This window comes from Coleofasciculus sp. D1-CHI-01 (genome assembly GCF_040218875.1).
In the GTDB taxonomy this organism is placed as follows: Bacteria; Cyanobacteriota; Cyanobacteriia; order Cyanobacteriales; family Coleofasciculaceae; genus Coleofasciculus.
This window is the reverse complement of sequence record NZ_JAVJQP010000117.1, coordinates 25,716-41,514: the sequence shown is the minus strand read 5'-3', so window position 1 is coordinate 41,514 and position 15,799 is coordinate 25,716. Positions and strand designations below refer to the sequence as shown.

Annotated in this window: 13 protein-coding genes and 1 pseudogene; 12 read left to right on the top strand and 2 right to left on the bottom strand. The window is 46.1% G+C overall.

Going from position 1 to position 15,799, the window contains the following annotated elements:
* Positions 1-685: 685 nt before the first annotated feature.
* Positions 686-991: a hypothetical protein gene (locus RIB93_RS21345; protein ID WP_446375378.1), complete on the bottom strand. Its 306-nt coding sequence runs from the start codon at positions 989-991 to the stop codon at positions 686-688.
* A 262-nt stretch (positions 992-1,253) separates the two neighbouring features.
* Here RIB93_RS21345 and RIB93_RS21340 point away from each other — a divergent pair, with 262 nt between their 5' ends.
* From RIB93_RS21340 to RIB93_RS21285, 12 genes are all read left to right on the top strand, one after another.
* Positions 1,254-2,681: a hypothetical protein gene (locus tag RIB93_RS21340; RefSeq protein WP_446375376.1), complete on the top strand. Its 1,428-nt coding sequence runs from the start codon at positions 1,254-1,256 to the stop codon at positions 2,679-2,681.
* Positions 2,682-2,783: 102 nt separating this feature from the next.
* Positions 2,784-3,470, top strand: a complete 687-nt coding sequence (locus RIB93_RS21335; protein ID WP_446375374.1) for a Uma2 family endonuclease — start codon at positions 2,784-2,786, stop codon at positions 3,468-3,470.
* Between the two features lie 35 nt (positions 3,471-3,505).
* On the top strand, positions 3,506-4,183 hold the full coding sequence (gene deoC / locus RIB93_RS21330) for a deoxyribose-phosphate aldolase (protein ID WP_446375384.1): 678 nt from the start codon (positions 3,506-3,508) through the stop codon (positions 4,181-4,183).
* A 221-nt stretch (positions 4,184-4,404) separates the two neighbouring features.
* Positions 4,405-5,274, top strand: coding sequence for a DNA repair protein RecO (recO, locus tag RIB93_RS21325; protein ID WP_446375372.1), 870 nt, complete (start codon positions 4,405-4,407; stop codon positions 5,272-5,274).
* Between the two features lie 358 nt (positions 5,275-5,632).
* Entirely contained in the window at positions 5,633-7,096 is a 1,464-nt protein-coding gene (locus RIB93_RS21320; RefSeq protein WP_446375370.1) for an MFS transporter, read from the top strand.
* Between the two features lie 20 nt (positions 7,097-7,116).
* Positions 7,117-8,280 (top strand): glycosyltransferase family 4 protein, encoded by a 1,164-nt coding sequence (locus RIB93_RS21315; protein WP_446375368.1) that lies wholly within the window; start codon positions 7,117-7,119, stop codon positions 8,278-8,280.
* Positions 8,252-8,443, top strand: coding sequence for a hypothetical protein (locus tag RIB93_RS21310; protein WP_446375366.1), 192 nt, complete (start codon positions 8,252-8,254; stop codon positions 8,441-8,443). The genes RIB93_RS21315 and RIB93_RS21310 overlap by 29 nt, the downstream gene beginning before the upstream one ends.
* Positions 8,444-8,844: 401 nt before the next feature.
* Positions 8,845-10,293 carry an efflux RND transporter periplasmic adaptor subunit gene (locus RIB93_RS21305; RefSeq protein WP_446375382.1) on the top strand — a complete coding sequence of 483 codons (1,449 nt, stop codon included), beginning with the start codon at positions 8,845-8,847 and terminating at the stop codon, positions 10,291-10,293.
* 166 nt (positions 10,294-10,459) lie between these two features.
* A complete protein-coding gene (locus tag RIB93_RS21300) occupies positions 10,460-11,338 on the top strand; it encodes an Rpn family recombination-promoting nuclease/putative transposase (protein ID WP_446375364.1) in 879 nt (292 codons plus the stop codon).
* 102 nt (positions 11,339-11,440) lie between these two features.
* Positions 11,441-11,659, top strand: coding sequence for a hypothetical protein (locus tag RIB93_RS21295; protein ID WP_446375362.1), 219 nt, complete (start codon positions 11,441-11,443; stop codon positions 11,657-11,659).
* Positions 11,656-12,036 carry a type II toxin-antitoxin system VapC family toxin gene (locus tag RIB93_RS21290; protein WP_446375360.1) on the top strand — a complete coding sequence of 127 codons (381 nt, stop codon included), beginning with the start codon at positions 11,656-11,658 and terminating at the stop codon, positions 12,034-12,036. The genes RIB93_RS21295 and RIB93_RS21290 overlap by 4 nt, the downstream gene beginning before the upstream one ends.
* A gap of 221 nt (positions 12,037-12,257) precedes the next feature.
* A complete protein-coding gene (locus RIB93_RS21285; protein WP_446375358.1) occupies positions 12,258-15,335 on the top strand; it encodes an efflux RND transporter permease subunit in 3,078 nt (1,025 codons plus the stop codon).
* Here the strand turns inward: RIB93_RS21285 and RIB93_RS21280 are convergent.
* Positions 15,330-15,752, bottom strand: a pseudogene (locus tag RIB93_RS21280) (Rpn family recombination-promoting nuclease/putative transposase); the annotation flags it as partial. The gene RIB93_RS21285 and the pseudogene RIB93_RS21280 sit on opposite strands and share 6 nt — an antisense overlap.
* Positions 15,753-15,799: the final 47 nt, after the last annotated feature.

The window sequence follows — 15,799 nt, the reverse complement described above, 5'->3', positions numbered from 1 at the left end:
AGAACTACAAGGTGAACTAGATACCTTACTGCAAGACGGAGCAGGGGCAAGTCATTGATAGGGGAGTTCTGGGAGCTGGGGAAGCTGGGGGAGCTGGGGGAGCAAGGGTACATATTACCTGAGCAAGGTGATGCCATACTTATGTAGGATGCTACCCCATTTCCTTGCACTTTATCCACTGTCAAGATGGCTCAAAGCATTGATGGGCTTTGCGGTTTCGGCTTTGTGCAGCAAGCCCGAAGTAGAGACGTGCCATGGCACGTCTGGAAGATGAGGGCGGGTTGAGTAACATTACGGGTGAAGAATAAACGATAATAGCCAAACCCGCCTCTACACATAGGTTAGGGCGGGTTTTGAATAAACGTTATTATCCACAGGTGACGTCCTCCTACACCGACCCTACGGGTACGGTTGTAGGCTTCCTTTGGGGTTCCGTTTCAGAACGACGCTTCCGGCGTTTTATAGTGGGGAATACGCCCAGCCCCACTTCTTGCTTATCGCAAGAGAATTAATATTAGCTTACAACAAGCAAGTTGTCAATAATAAACTGGCGATTCATCCCACGCTCAATCGAAGATTAGAGCGTGGGAAACCTATCGCCGGATAAGCTAAAAGAAAGTTCCTAAACCCGCCCCTACAAATCATTTGCCCTGAACACAGTTAAGGATGCCCTAATCTCCAATCACTATTTTTGGTCAAATTTGGCAACGGCATTTTGGAAGGATTGCTGCAAATCCAGCCAAGCGGTTTCTACTCCAGTTTTGATATCTTCCCAAGCATCTTGACTAGCCGCCTGGAGTTCTTCCAGTTGCTTTTGCACCGCAACCTGTTTAGTTTGCAATTCCTCAATCTGGCTAGTGTACTGAATCTTAGCATCAGCCTGGGCTTGGGCTGCCTTGGCTTTCATTTCGTCAACCTGAGCATTCATCTTGTTTAACTCAGCTTGCACTTTTTCTCGGTATACCTGTTGCTGTTCGGGTTGGGTAGCCATAAGAATACCTCATTAACGTCAAAAAGTTGCCTCAAAAAGGCTGGGTACGCCTCAAAAAGGCTGGATAAAACCATAAATGTTTAATTCCTCACTCATTATAGAGTGACTTGTCGGGTTCATGCATCTATCTCTTGAATGATATAATCCAATTCTGTCTTCTATCTAGCGAGATAACTAATTTGCTGTATCGTCTGATACGCTCAGTTGCAATAGGGGTAACCCACTTGCCCCTATTTGTTTGTAGTGATTATTCAACGGGGAAATGGCAGAACAAGCTCTAACGCAGGATACCTATGCCGATTCCTACAAACACCGGGGTCGGAACTGGTGGAATAAGCTCACCGCCTTAATTGCATGGGCGAATATCCTGCTGGCATTATTCAATCTCAGCTATATCCCATTGCGGGATGTTTATGTGCGAGAATTTCCTAAGATTGTGACAGTATATGACCCGGTTAAAAGTATTGAGCCTCATCCGGATACCCAACGTTATCTCCAAACCGTTGATGCTTTAACCGTACAAATCTCCCAACAGGGACTGCAAGCACCGCCAATTGAACCAGTCTTGCAAGAGTTACGCCAACAAAGTAATGACCTGATTGAAGAGAACCCATTTTTGGCAGCCAACAAGTTTGGTACATTCGCTAAACTGAAGCGGCGAATGCGGGATCATCTGAATACGGAATCAGCAAAGCAAGCCTTTGCAAGATTTTGGCGACAGGAGTATCTGGCGCAAGTGGGCTGGGAAAACGCCCTCTCATTCTTTAACAGCGAAGTTCGACCGCTACTAAACAGTAATTATTTTCGACCTACCGACGAAAATGGTCAACTTGTTGATAACTTCTGGCGCATCGACCTTTATTTTATTGCCTTTTTTGGGATTGAGCTTTTATTCCGTACCTTCTTCATGTCTCGACGCCAAGAGAAGTTGACGTGGGGAGATGCGCTCTGGCGGCGCTGGTACGACATGCTGCTGCTACTTCCCACCTGGCGCTGGTTACGGATTATTCCGGTATCCGTGCGATCGCATCAATCGGGATTGTTCAATATGGAGCGAATTTTAGCACAAGTCACCCATGAACCAGCGGCATATTTGGCAGATCGGGTATCCATGTTTTTAATGGTGCGACTGATTAATCAAACCAAAGATTCTGTTGATAAAGGAGATATGGCGCGTGCCATCTTGCAACCTGAGGCTTATGTTCAAGTTAGTGATATTAATAAAGTTGATGCGATTACAGACAGACTTTTAGAACTCTCGATTTATAAAGTCTTACCCCAAGTTCAACCCGATTTACAGGCATTGTTGCATCATAGTCTCAAAGGAGCGCTGCAACAATCAGATTTTTACACGGGATTGCGACAAGTACCGGGAATGAAAGCGTTGCCCAAAGAGGTTATGGAAAACCTTGCTAATTATTTAGCCCAAGCCACTTATGAAGTCATAGCCACCTCCTACTCTGATCTGCAAGGGCGACAACTATTTGACCAACTAAGTCATAATTTTAAGTACGCCCTGCGGGAAGAACTACAGGATGAGGCAACCCAGTTAGAACTTCAGTCGTTGCTGTCTGATTTGTTAGAAGAATTTAAGATTAATTATGTGCAACGTTCAACTGATGAAGATCCGGAAGCCACTTTAGAAGAAGCCGATCAACTGCGTCAAGAGATGGAAACTCCTTCAAATTAGCAGTTTTTTACATTCGGCAGGTTAAGTTCTTCCCTACGCCCAAATGTGCGTAGATGCTAGGATTTAAAAGGATAATAAAAGCAGCGATCGCGAGTGGTGACCATGACATCGACAAAACTCTCTCCTCGAATAACGATTCCCCGCTTAGAAAACGGTGATAAACTCAACCGTTTTGAATTTGAGCATCGCTATTCAGCTATGCCTGAGCTGAAAAAAGCGGAATTAATTGAAGGAATCGTTTATATGGCATCTCCCCTCAGGATTACACAACATGGCGAACCCCATGCTCATATTATGCTGTGGCTAGGCTTCTACAGAAGTTTCACTCCTAATCTGCAATTGGGCGACAATTGTACAGTTAGGCTGGATCTGGATAACGAACCTCAACCGGATGCTATTCTGAGAATTAAAGTCGGTGGACAATCAACAATTAGCGACGATGATTATATCGAAGGTGCGCCTGAATTAATCGTAGAAATTGCTGCCAGTAGTGTTTCCATTGATTTGCATCAAAAACTAAATGTATATCGCCGTAATGAAGTACAAGAGTATTTAGTGTGGCGAGTTGAAAACGGTGAATTGGATTGGTTTAGGTTAAATGCCGGGGAATATGTTAAAGTTGCACCCAATAGTGAAGGAATAATTTGTTCAGTTGTGTTTCCAGGATTGTGGCTAGATAGAACGGCGTTATTAGCTGGAAATTTAGCCAAGGTTTTAGACGTATTGCAGCAGGGATTAGCCAGTCAGGAGCATCAAGATTTTGTTTCAGACTTGGCATCACGTCAGTAGGTGTTAGGTGTTAGGTTATATAGAGTAGAAACGCGATCGCAATGGATTATCCCGATATTGATCTTGCCCCTCTCATTGATCATGCCCTCCTCTCGCCCACAGCGACACCCGAACAGGTAAAAAAATGGTGTCGTGAAGCTGATCGATTTCAGTTTGCCACAGTATGTGTCTATCCGGTGTACGTCAAACTCGCGGCTGAACTATTGCACAACAAAACGCCCAAGGTTTGTACCGTGATTGGCTTTCCCACAGGCGCTACCACAATTACTGCTAAACTCTACGAAGCCCAAGAAGCGGTAGAAAATGGCGCGACGGAATTGGATGTCGTGCTTCATTTAGGGGCATTAAAAACTGGAAACACCGACGCTATCTATCGAGAAATTGCCCAAATCTGCGAGGAAACTGGGCAAACCGTCAAGGTAATCTTGGAAACAACGCTTTTAACTGATACCGAAAAACAACTCGCCGCCAAAATTTGTATAGATGCTGGAGCGCAATTTCTCAAAACAAGTACAGGTTGGCATGGAGGCGCAACAGTTTCGGATGTCAAATTCTTGAAAGACTTGACAAAAGGGCAAATCGGGATTAAAGCGTCAGGAGGTATCCGCACAATTGAACAAGCGTTAGATTTAGTCATAGCCGGAGCAACCAGACTAGGAACCTCTCGTGGACCAGAGTTGTTGCAACAGCGTGAGGAAAAAGACGAAGAATGAAGTGTTTCAGACATGATGCCGGAAGCGTCTGTAGGGGCGGGTTTAGGGATTAATTTGATTGTTGTTACCAACGTTTATACAAAACCCGCCCTGACCGATGTGTAGGGATAGGCTTGACGACTAACATTTTTTGCCACCCCGATGTGACTAAACTCACCCTGACAAATGACGAATGACGAATGACATAAGACAAATGACGAATGACATAAGACATAAGACAAATGACAAAAACCTATAACGCCACTGGAATTAATCTAAAAAGTATGCCGCTAGGTGAAGCGGATCGCCTAGTCACGATTTTAACGCCAGAGTGGGGATTGATTCGGGTAGTGGCACCAGGTTCCCGTAAGCAAAACTCGAAATTGGCGGGTAGAATGGGTTTGTTTGTGGTGAATCAGTTACTGATTTACAAAGGGCGATCGCTTGATAAAATTACTCAAGCTGAAACCTTGGAATCCTATCCGGGATTAGCGAAAGATTTAGGCAAGCTGGCGGCAAGTCAGTACCTAGCGGAATTAGTCTTGTGTCATGCTCTAAGTGAGCAACCCCAAGCCGAATTGTACACTTTGTTTAATGAGCATCTGCGGCGATTGGAACAGTTACCCCCATTAAGCAGCAGTCCCTCGGGTACATCCCTCCTTTTGGCACACCTTTGCCAGGGGATTTTTCACCTATTGGCGTTAGCTGGGATTGCACCGCAAGTGCAACAGTGTTGTATTTCTCAGCACCCGATTCAGCCTGATTTTACGGATCAGAATTGGCAAGTCGGGTTTAGTGTGGAGGCGGGTGGAACCTATCGTTTAGCGGTAGAGGCGTCTCAACCTGAAAACCGATTCCATCCCGTTGCTAACCGCAGCCATGGTGTCACCCAATCCCCTCTGCCACGGTTGACCTGTAAACTGAATGCCGTTGAATTGACAATTGTACAACAACTCGCGGCGGCGGAGTTATCCCAGATGTCACGAGATGCGATCGCTCCCCTCTGGGTAAAAGTGGAGCGAATGTTACGGGATTATGCCCAGTATCACTTTGGTCGTTCCATTCGTTCAGCCGCGTTAGTAGACGCCTTAGCGATGTCTGCCGAATCATAGGTCATTATTTGAAGCCTAGCGGATAAACCCCGTAGGGGCGACCCGCCGCACACAATTCACACCACCAAACCATTAATTTGCTCGGGTCGCCCGCCCTCCACAACGTATAGGGAATTATCTGACCCGCGCATCTTGAGCCAAGGGCGAGTCGAGATCAGTTAATTCTCACACCGCCTACGATATGCAGCGACTCGCCCCTACAACCCCGCCAACTCTACCTGATTAGAGATTAGTGCTGGGTAGTTCACATGCGATGATAGAGAAAGTGTAGTTTCATACAAAACCGATCAAAATACCTGGAGTGGACGAGTCACCCATTGGGGTTGATCAGCCACAGCAGCCAACTGAAGAGTAAAGAATGCGATTATCTGAATCTGAATCCAAGCGAGTTAACCAACATCCTGCCCAAAAAAAGTCATCGTCTGGGACTAAGCCCAATCATCGAGAACCTCACCAGCCGCCGCGTCAAGGGGAGAAAGTCCCGGAAAAAACGGCTGAACCGACTGCTGAACCGGGCAAGCAGGGGTTTGTACCCGTTCTGAAAAATATTAACTTCTTAACCTTGTGGAGTGGTCAGGTTTTTTCTCAACTTGCCGATAAAATCTATCTGGTGTTGATGATTGCCTTGATTGCTAGCCACTTTCAGGCGGCGGGAACCAGTATCAGTGGTTGGGTTTCAGCCTTGATGATTGCTTTTACGATTCCGGCTGTCCTGTTTGGTTCCTTGGCGGGGGTATTCGTGGATCGCTGGTCAAAAAAGGCGGTACTCGTTTCCACAAATATGCTGCGAGGTGTCTTGGTTTGGTCAGTTCCGGCGGTGTTATGGCTGACTCAGGATTGGAATCCCATCTATAAGTTACCTGTTGGCTTCTACGGATTGTTGATTATCACATTCTTAGTGTCCACCTTAACCCAGTTTTTTGCCCCAGCCGAACAAGCGGTTATTCCGTTGATTGTCAAGCGTCGTCATTTGCTCTCGGCGAATTCCCTTTATACCACAACAATGATGGCATCCTTAATTATTGGATTTGCCGTGGGTGATCCGTTATTAGCCTTAACCGATAAATTAGTCGCCCAGTTGGGGATTGATTGGCAATTTGGCAAGGAATTCGTCGTTGGTGGGGGATATGCGATCGCGGGATTGGTGTTACTGGTACTGAAAACGGGTGAAAACACCGAACCTACCGAAGGTGAAACCCCTCACGTTTTTGCCGATATCTGGGATGGACTACTTTATCTCAAACGGCAACGGCGCGTCCGCAATGCCATGATTCAATTAGTAATTTTATTCTCCATTTTCGCCGCCTTAGCCGTGTTAGCGGTACGACTCGCCGAAACCCTTCCGGGGATGAAAGCCTCCCAATTTGGCTTCTTGTTGGCAATGGGCGGAATTGGAATGGCTGCTGGTGCGGCGATTCTGGGACATTGGGGTCAGCATTTTACCCACAATCGCTTGAGTCTCTATGGATCAATGGGGATGTCTGTGGCGCTAGTGGGGTTATCGGTGTTTACCCATAGTCTCTGGATGGCGTTAGGAATGACCGCCCTGTTGGGAATGTGTGGGGCGATGGTGGGGATTCCCATGCAAACCACGATTCAAGCTGAAACCCCAGAAGAGATGCGCGGGAAGGTCTTTGGACTGCAAAATAATGGTGTGAATATTGCCCTGAGTCTACCCTTAGCCTTAGCGGGTTTAGCCGAAACCTGGCTGGGTTTAGCTCCAGTCTTATTTAGTTTAGCCATAATTGCGATCGCGGGAGGGGGCTTAAACTGGTATATTTCCGGTACAGGATCAGCGAGGTTAACCCACGCTGACAAATAGAGACTCACGATTCAACTTGAATGCATATCGCCTGGATCGGAAAAAAATCACCCTTTTGTGGCAATGTCACTTACGGTCGAGAAGTTACTAATGCTTTACTCGACCGGGGATACCAAGTTAGTTTTCTCCATTTTACCCACGACGAAGCCGTCGCAGATCCTCTGTGTTCGGGTTGTCAGGAGGTATCCCTCCCTTGTTTGTATAAATCCCAAGTTTATACGATTCCCTCACCCAAAGCGAGTAAGGTGCTAAAACAGGCTTTACAGCAACTGCGCCCGGATTTAGTCCATGCGTCTCTCACTTTGTCTCCCTTAGATTTTCTGCTTCCAGAAATCTGTGAAGACCTGAATTTACCCCTGGTTGCCACATTTCATCCCCCTTTTGATGGCAAACGCCGCAATTTAAAATCGGGAACCCAACTGGTTGCTTATCAACTCTATGCCCCGTTTCTGGCACACTATGATCGGGTGATTATCTTTTCTCAACTGCAACGGGATTTGCTGGTGCGTTTGGGAGTTCCTCGTCATAAACTCGCCGTGATTCCCAATGGAGTTGATGTGCTCAAATATGCTCCTGGCACATCGAATTTGAAAGTCCGATTTGATGCCCAACGCCTATTTGTTTATCAAGGTCGCATTGCTACAGAAAAAAATGTAGAGGCTTTACTCAAGGCGTGGAAACAGTCGCAAATGGGTGATAGGTGCAAGCTTTTGATTGTCGGCAATGGATCGCTGGTTCCCACGTTAAGACCTTTTTATGATAGATCCGATGGGATTCTCTGGTTAGGATTTGTGGCAGATGAACAGCAGCGGATTGAGATTCTGCAAGCTGCCGATGTATTTATTTTGCCGTCGTTATTAGAAGGACTCTCCTTATCATTACTCGAAGCCATGGCTTGTGGTTTGGCTTGTGTCGCCACCGATGCGGGGGCGGATGGTGAAGTGTTAGAAGGGGGCGCGGGGATTATTCTCAATACCCATCGGGTCACGTCTCAATTGAATACGCTATTGCCCTTGTTACGAGATCATACGGAATGGACAACGCTTTTAGGACAAAAAGCCAGAGCGAGAGTTTTAGAACGCTATACCCTCAGTGGGAATATTAGTCAATTAGAAATTTTATATAAAGAGGTATGGAAAGGAACTCAGACTTACGTTGCTCATCCTAGTCCCTCTTCCTTATGAGCAATGCCAATTCGGGAGAGCAGGGGAAGCAGGGGAAGCAGGGGAAGCAGGGGAAGCAGGGGGAGCAGGGGAAGCAGGGGAAGCAGGGGAAGCAGGGGGAGCAGGGGGAGCAGGGGGAGCAGGGGAAGCAGTAGGGGTTTGGTCTCCAAACCCCATTTCATAGGTAGGGGGAGATGGGGGAGATGTTAGCTGTTCAGTTATTTCTGCCAGGATGCACTAGGGACAAATGACAAATGACAAATGACAAATGACCGAAATCACTCTGTTGGATGAGTCCAATGGGCGATGTTGAAGTCGTTACTCCTGCCATATCTTAAAGAAAGGTTACATCTCCCTTATCTTCCAGACGTGTCGTGGCATATCTCTTCTATATTCATTAATTCCCAGCTTTCTCCACCAACCGCCTAGTTAAAATTGCGCTACAATGTAAAGTAGTGTTAAGTAAAGTAACCAGATATTTATCAACTTATCGTTACAAACCTAGCAACCTCGATCCGTCAAAGAGGAATAACCGTGACTCAGACAGCACCCAATCCCAAGAAAAGCCAGTTGAATCATTCTTCTATCGCCAAGCCTGCCGAACTAAAACAGGATGTCGATGTTGTCTTCTATCTCCCTGACGCTGAACCCGACACTTATGCACAGGATGCAGGTTCCTCTTCCCTACCTGGAACCGAGAACGCCAAAAAAGGCTGGCTATCTGGAGGAAAAGGGCTGTTTTTAGGCATCGGCATTGGTGTCCTCTTGGCGTTAGGGGCGACGCGCTTAGTCTCGTCTCAGCAAGCAGACGCCCCAACGACAGAACCCCCTGTCGCCACATCATCAGCCCCGAGTCAAAGCGTCACCGTCGCCCCGGTGACATCTGAGAGTGTTAGCCGCCGCTTAGACGCCACTGGAAGTGTAGCGGCGTTTGAGATGAATCCAGTCATGTCTCAGGCGACAGGGTTGCAGATTCAACAGGTGTTGGTGGAAGAAGGGCAGGTTGTTAAAGCTGGACAATTATTAGCCCGTCTGGATGATTCAGTGCTTCAGGCACAATTAAGTCAAGCCCAAGCCTCCGTCGCCCAAGCAGAAGCCCGCCTTGCGGAACTTCGGGCGGGTTCCCGTAGCGAAGAAATTGCCCGGGCTAAAGAAGCAGTGAGAAGCGCTGAATCTGCTGTTGCAGCCGCCGAATCAGACTTAGAATTAGCTAGAACCCGGGTTGATCGCAATAAAATGCTCCAAGCTGAAGGTGCCATTGCCCGCGATCGCTTGGATGAAGTCTACAATCAAGAACGCAGTAGCCGTTCCCAACTCGAACAGGCACAAGCCCGGTTACGAGAGGCAAACCAGCAACTTGCCCAACTTCAGGCTGGACCCCGGCGGGAAGTGATTACTCAAGCCGAAGCCCAACTCGCCCAGGCACAGGCACAGGTGCAATCCACGATCGCACAACTCAACAACACCCGCATCCTGGCTCCGGTGAGTGGTAAAATAGCTGAACGCAATGCCCGTGTGGGAGATGTCACGTCTCCCTCCCAAACTCTCTTCAAAATTATCGAAAATGGACGTTTAGAACTGATTGTTAACGTCCCCGAAACCCAACTTCCCCAAATTAAACCGGGACAATCGGCAACGATTACCTCCGACGCAGATAGTAGTTTACAACTGTCGGGTAAAGTTCGGGAAATTGACCCGATGATTGATGAAGCCTCTCGTCAGGCGCAGGTGAAGATTGATTTACCTGCCTCAGCCGCGTTAAAACCGGGAATGTTTTTACGGGCGTCGATTACCACCTCAGCCGCCCAAGGGTTAACGTTACCCGCCAAAGCCATATTGCCCCAAAGTGATGGTAGTGCGATCGCCTATATCGTGCAACCCGATAATACAGTGAAAGCCCAGTCTGTTGAGGTGGGTGAACCTCTGAGTGATAATCGCGTTGAAATTAAAAGCGGGTTGTCTGTGGGCGATGGTGTTGTGGTTAAAGGTGCGGCGTATCTCAAGGATGGCGATAACGTGAATGTTGTCAACTGATTGGGTAAACAATCCCAAACAAGTACGGGAGAACATTCTCATCCCGTAACTATCCCGTTACTCTATTTTTATGCTCGTATCGTACTGAACTTTAGACTAAATCCAAAGCGGAGTTTGGGTTATACTCAACGTAGGAGGACTAAGCTGTTTTTCCTTAACACTGATCATGAGATTTATTAGTCCCAAAAGTGACTTTGCGTTTAAGAAAATCTTTGGCTCAAACCGCAGTAAAAAAATCCTCATCAGCTTTCTTAACGCTATTGTTTACGAAGGCAAAAATACCATAAAATCATTAGAAATAATCGATCCCTATAATCCGGGCAGTACCAGAACGCTTAAAGATACTTATCTCGATATTAGGGCAGTTTTAGATAATGGCTCGACAGTCATCATCGAAATGCAAGTCTTAAACGTTGAAGCATTCGAGAAACGAGTGATTTACAATATTGCCAAGGCTTATGCGAACCAATTAGATATGGGAGAACAGTATACAAGATTACGACCCTTTATTGCTTTGAGTATTGCTGATTTTTTGCTATTTAAAAATAGCTCACAAATGATTAATCGGTTTCGACTCAAGGAAGAAAAACAGCTATTTAACTATCGAGACGAGTTAACCCTGATTTTTCTAGAATTGCCCAAATTTAATAAAGGACTATCAGAATTAGAAACCCTGAGCGATAAATGGATTTATTTTCTCAAAGCTGCCCCCAGTTTAGATAGGATTCCCGAATCCCTAGGGGCAGTATCGGAAATCGAAGAAGCGCTAACTATTGCCAGTCGTGCCAATTTAAGCAATCAAGAATTAGAGGAATTGCACAAACAGGAAGTATTTATCGAAGATAGGAGGGGCGAGATTAATTTTGCCAAAATCGAGCAGAATTTGAAATTAATCTCACTTGTACTAGAACAGAAGTTTGGAACGATTAACCCAGTAATTATGAATAAATTGGAACAATTATCTTTGCCCAATTTAGACCGTTTAATCGAAGCCATTTTAACTTTTACAAGCTGGGAAGATGTGGAAGGGTGGTTAGATGATTAATATTGGTGTGTATAATTAGAGCTTGAAAAGTGTAGAGACGTTCCACCGCAAGGTCTGGAAATAGGGAAAGCTTCACAAGAGAAAACTGAGACTGTAAAAGCCATGAAGATAGAAGGGATAAAACTAGAACTGATTCAGTGGATTTTATTAGTGCAAGATATTAAACTTTTAAATGAAATCCAGACGATAAAAGAAAAATCAGTGGGACAGACAAGCCCTAATCAACCTCGTCAATTTGGTTGTGGAAAAGGTATTTTTAGTTATGTAGCCGATGATTTTGATGCAACACCTCCAGGTTTTGAAGACTATATGCTACCATGAACTATATAATTGATACTCATATACTGATTTGGTTTATCGAAGGCAATACTAACCTCTCTCAACAGGCACAAAAATTAATAGCTAATCCTGCCCATAACATTTATGTTAGTCAAGCTAGCTTATGGGAAATGACCATTAAAATTAGTATCAGAAAGTTATCTTTGTCAATTTCGTTATCTGAATTAGAATTATTTCTAATAAATAATCAGTTTAAAATTTTAGAGGCTAAGTTTAGTCATTATGAAGTCCTGCAGCATTTGCCCTTTCATCATCAAGATCCTTTTGATCGCCTAATTATCGCTCAGGCAAAAGCAGAAGATTACCTGATCGTTACCAACGATAATCGCTTCAAACTGTACAATGTTAAATTGGTATAAGGTTGAAAAGTTATTACACTAACTCTAAACTTGATGGCGCTCGCATCGCAACTAACTAGGTGGGTGGAAATAAGATTAACTCTATTAAGGTATGTCAACAAGCCTCAAACCCTTACATAAGACAAATGACAAATGACCCTTCGGCTTACGCTCAGGGCGGAAGCAAATGACGATCCTCACCGTTAACTTTAATTGTCCCCACCTACTTACGAACGAGTTTTATGTCTTTTAACCTCTCCGCTTGGTCAATTAAAAAACCTGTTCCGACTATTGTCTTATTCCTAATTTTGGGCATCTTTGGTTTGGTGTCCTTTTTTCGATTAGGAATTGACAGTAATCCGAATATCGATATTCCCGCCGTGATGGTAACAGTGACGCAACCCGGTGCGGGACCGACAGAATTAGAAACCCAAGTCACCAAGAAAATAGAAGATTCGGTGGCGGGGTTGGGTAATATTGATGAACTCACCTCCACGGTGACGGAAGGGAGTTCCACCACTACCGTTAGTTTTGTCCTGGGAACCGATAGCGATCGCGCCACGAATGATGTGCGGAATGCGGTTGCCCAAATTCGTCAGGATTTACCTCAGGATGTGAATGAACCGATTGTCAAGCGCTTGGAGTTTGCGGGCGGTTCGATTATGACGTATGCGGTGGCGTCTGAGACGCGATCGGTTGAACAATTAAGTGATTTGGTCGATCGCACGATTAGCCGCGCCCTGCTGAATGTGCCTGGTGTGGCGCAAATTGACCGTTTGGGGGGTGTGGATCGGGAAATTCGGGTTGATCTTGATCCAAGTCGTTTACAAGCTTATGGGATTACCGCCACCCAAGTGAATGATCAAATTCGGAATTTGAATATTGACTTACCTGGAGGGCGGGGAAATGTCGGCGGAAGTGAGCAAAATATTCGGACTCTGGGAAGTGCACAAACGGTTGCGGAATTACGAAGTTATCGGATTGTTCTCCCCAATGGCGCGACGGTTCCCTTATCAAGTTTAGGGGAGGTAGAGGATAGTTTTGCTGAACAGCGACAGGCGGCTTCTTTGAATGGGGAATCCGTGGTGGCGTTTTCGGTGCGGCGGAGTACAGGAAGTACGTTAGTCACGGTGGAAGAAGGGGTGCGTGAGGCGGTGGCTGAATTGGAGGGAACCCTACCCGATGATGTAAGTCTGGAACTGATTTTTACTCGTGCTGATGCGATTCGGGATTCCTATCAAGCCACAATTGATGCCTTAGTTTTAGCCTGTATTTTAACAGTGATTGCTGTGGGATTGTTTTTGCGGGATTGGCGAGTGACGCTGATTACAGCAACAGCGTTACCCCTATCAATTATTCCCACATTTGGAGTGATGAAACTGTTGGGGTATACCCTCAACGGGATGACGTTATTGGCGTTAGCCTTAGCCGTGGGTAACTTGGTTGATGATGCGATTTGTATGATTGAAAACATCGACCAACATTTAGATATGGGCAAAAAGCCGTTTAACGCCGCATTGGATGCTTCACGGGAAATTGGGTTAGCGGTGGTGGCGACAACGGCAACAATTGTGGCGGTGTTTATTCCGGTGGCATTTATGGGGGGGATACCAGGTCAATTTTTCCAACCCTTTGGCGTCACTGTTGCTGTTTCCACGATGTTTTCTACATTGGTGGCTTGTACGATGACACCGATGTTAAGTGCTTATTTGCTTAAATCGAAAGGGAACAGGGAACAGGGAACAGAGAACGGGCAACAGGGAACCAGAAAAAAACAAATTCACCCCTACCGCAATCTACTCACTTGGGCATTACGTCATCGGATTACCACCTTATTAATTGCGGTTGCTTTCTTTATCGGTAGTTTACAACTGGTGCCGTTAATTCCCAAGGGGTTATTTGATAGTGGGGATACGGGGTTGAGTACGGTGATGGTTGAACTACCACCTGGATCAACCTTGAGTGAAACTGAAGAAATTATGCAACAACTTAACCAGTCGTTGCAAGAAAATCCGGCAGTTGAGAAAGTTTTTACGACGGCGGATAATATCAATTCGGGTACAGTCTACGCCAACTTGTTACCTAAGGATGAACGGGAGGTTTCCCAGCAGGAATTTGAACAACAAATGCGCCAGGTGTTCGGGACAATTCCCGGCGCACGGATTAGTTTCCAAAGTCAAGGTGCAGGGGGAGGCGGTAAGGATTTATCGATTGTGCTGAAGAGTGAAAATGCCCCAGTGTTGACGCAAACAGCGGAAACGTTGGAGAAGCAGATGCGGGATATTCCGGGATTGGTGGAAGTAACGTCGAGTACCAGTTTAGTTAAGCCGGAAATTGTGATTCAGCCTGATCCCGAACGGGCGGCGGATTTGGGGGTTTCTGTGGGTGCGATCGCACGAACGGCATCGTTAGCGTTAATTGGCGATAATGAGTCGAATCTGGCAAAGTTTGATTTAGCGGATCGGCAAATTCCAATTCGGGTACAACTGAACCCAGATACTCGCGCCGATATGAGTACCCTGAAAAATTTACAGGTTCCCAGTCAAAGCGGGAATCTGGTTCCGATTAGTGCGGTGGCTGATATCCGTTTGGGAAGTGGTCCAGCGCAAATTGACCGTTTTGATCGCAATCGTCAGGTGTCGGTGGAGGCGAATTTAGAAGGAATTTCTCTGGGGGATGCGTTAGAAATGGTTAAAGCATTACCCGCGATGAATCCCCTCCCACCAGAAGTAGCTGAGGAACCGGCTGGGGATGCCAAGATTATGCAGGATATTTTTACCCGGTTTGCTACAGCATTAGGGGCGGCGATTCTCTCGATTTATGCGATTTTGGTGTTGCTATATAGCAATTTCTTGTATCCGTTTGGGATTTTAGTCGCCCTACCGTTATCGATTGGTGGGGCGTTACTGGGGTTGTTAGTCACGCAGAAAGAGTTGGGCTTGTTTGCCTTAATTGGGATTGTGTTGCTGATGGGATTGGTGACAAAAAATGCAATTTTATTAGTAGACTTTGCTTTGGCGGGGATAAAAGAAGGAAAACCCCAATTTAAGGCGGTAGTGGAGGCGGGGGTGTCTCGGTTACGCCCAATTTTGATGACGTCGGTGTCTACAATTGCCGGAATGATGCCTATTGCCTTAGAATTAGGGGCGGATGGTGAGGTACGAAGTCCGATGGCGATCGCGGTAATTGGTGGGTTTACGACTTCAACTTTGTTAACTTTGGTGGTGGTTCCTGTGTTATTTACTTATGTGGATAACTTATATCGCTGGATTCGCGGATTATTTGGGGGAAAGGGAAAGAAAAAGCAGGTTCAGTTATAGCGCTACGCACCAGGGAATAGGGAATACCAGGGATGCCAGATTTTGAGCCAACCATTCCTCCACCGTCGCCGCCAGCTTACCAGATAGACAATCACGCCAAGCCTGACGCTGTAGGGAATGGGCATCCTGTTTACACCACTGTGCGATCGCATCAGATAGCGTTTCTATTTTATCCGGTAAAGGTTTGATTAACTCCGCCAACTCCGCTAAGTCTTGGGTCGAAAAAAGCAAACGGCGATTATTTAAAAGTTCAATAAACGCCATAACATTCTGTTCAGCAAATGATGGCGCTACTTGTTGAACCACTTCTACCGACAAATCCAACCCCTCCGCAATCATCTCCACACTCAAACCCAACTGCATCATGCGTGGTATCGCTTCCAACTTGGCTTTGAGTTTGCCTTCCTGTCTGCCTTCTACTAAGTACAGTAGATCAAAGTCCCCCTTTTCGATCCCCCTCCCGT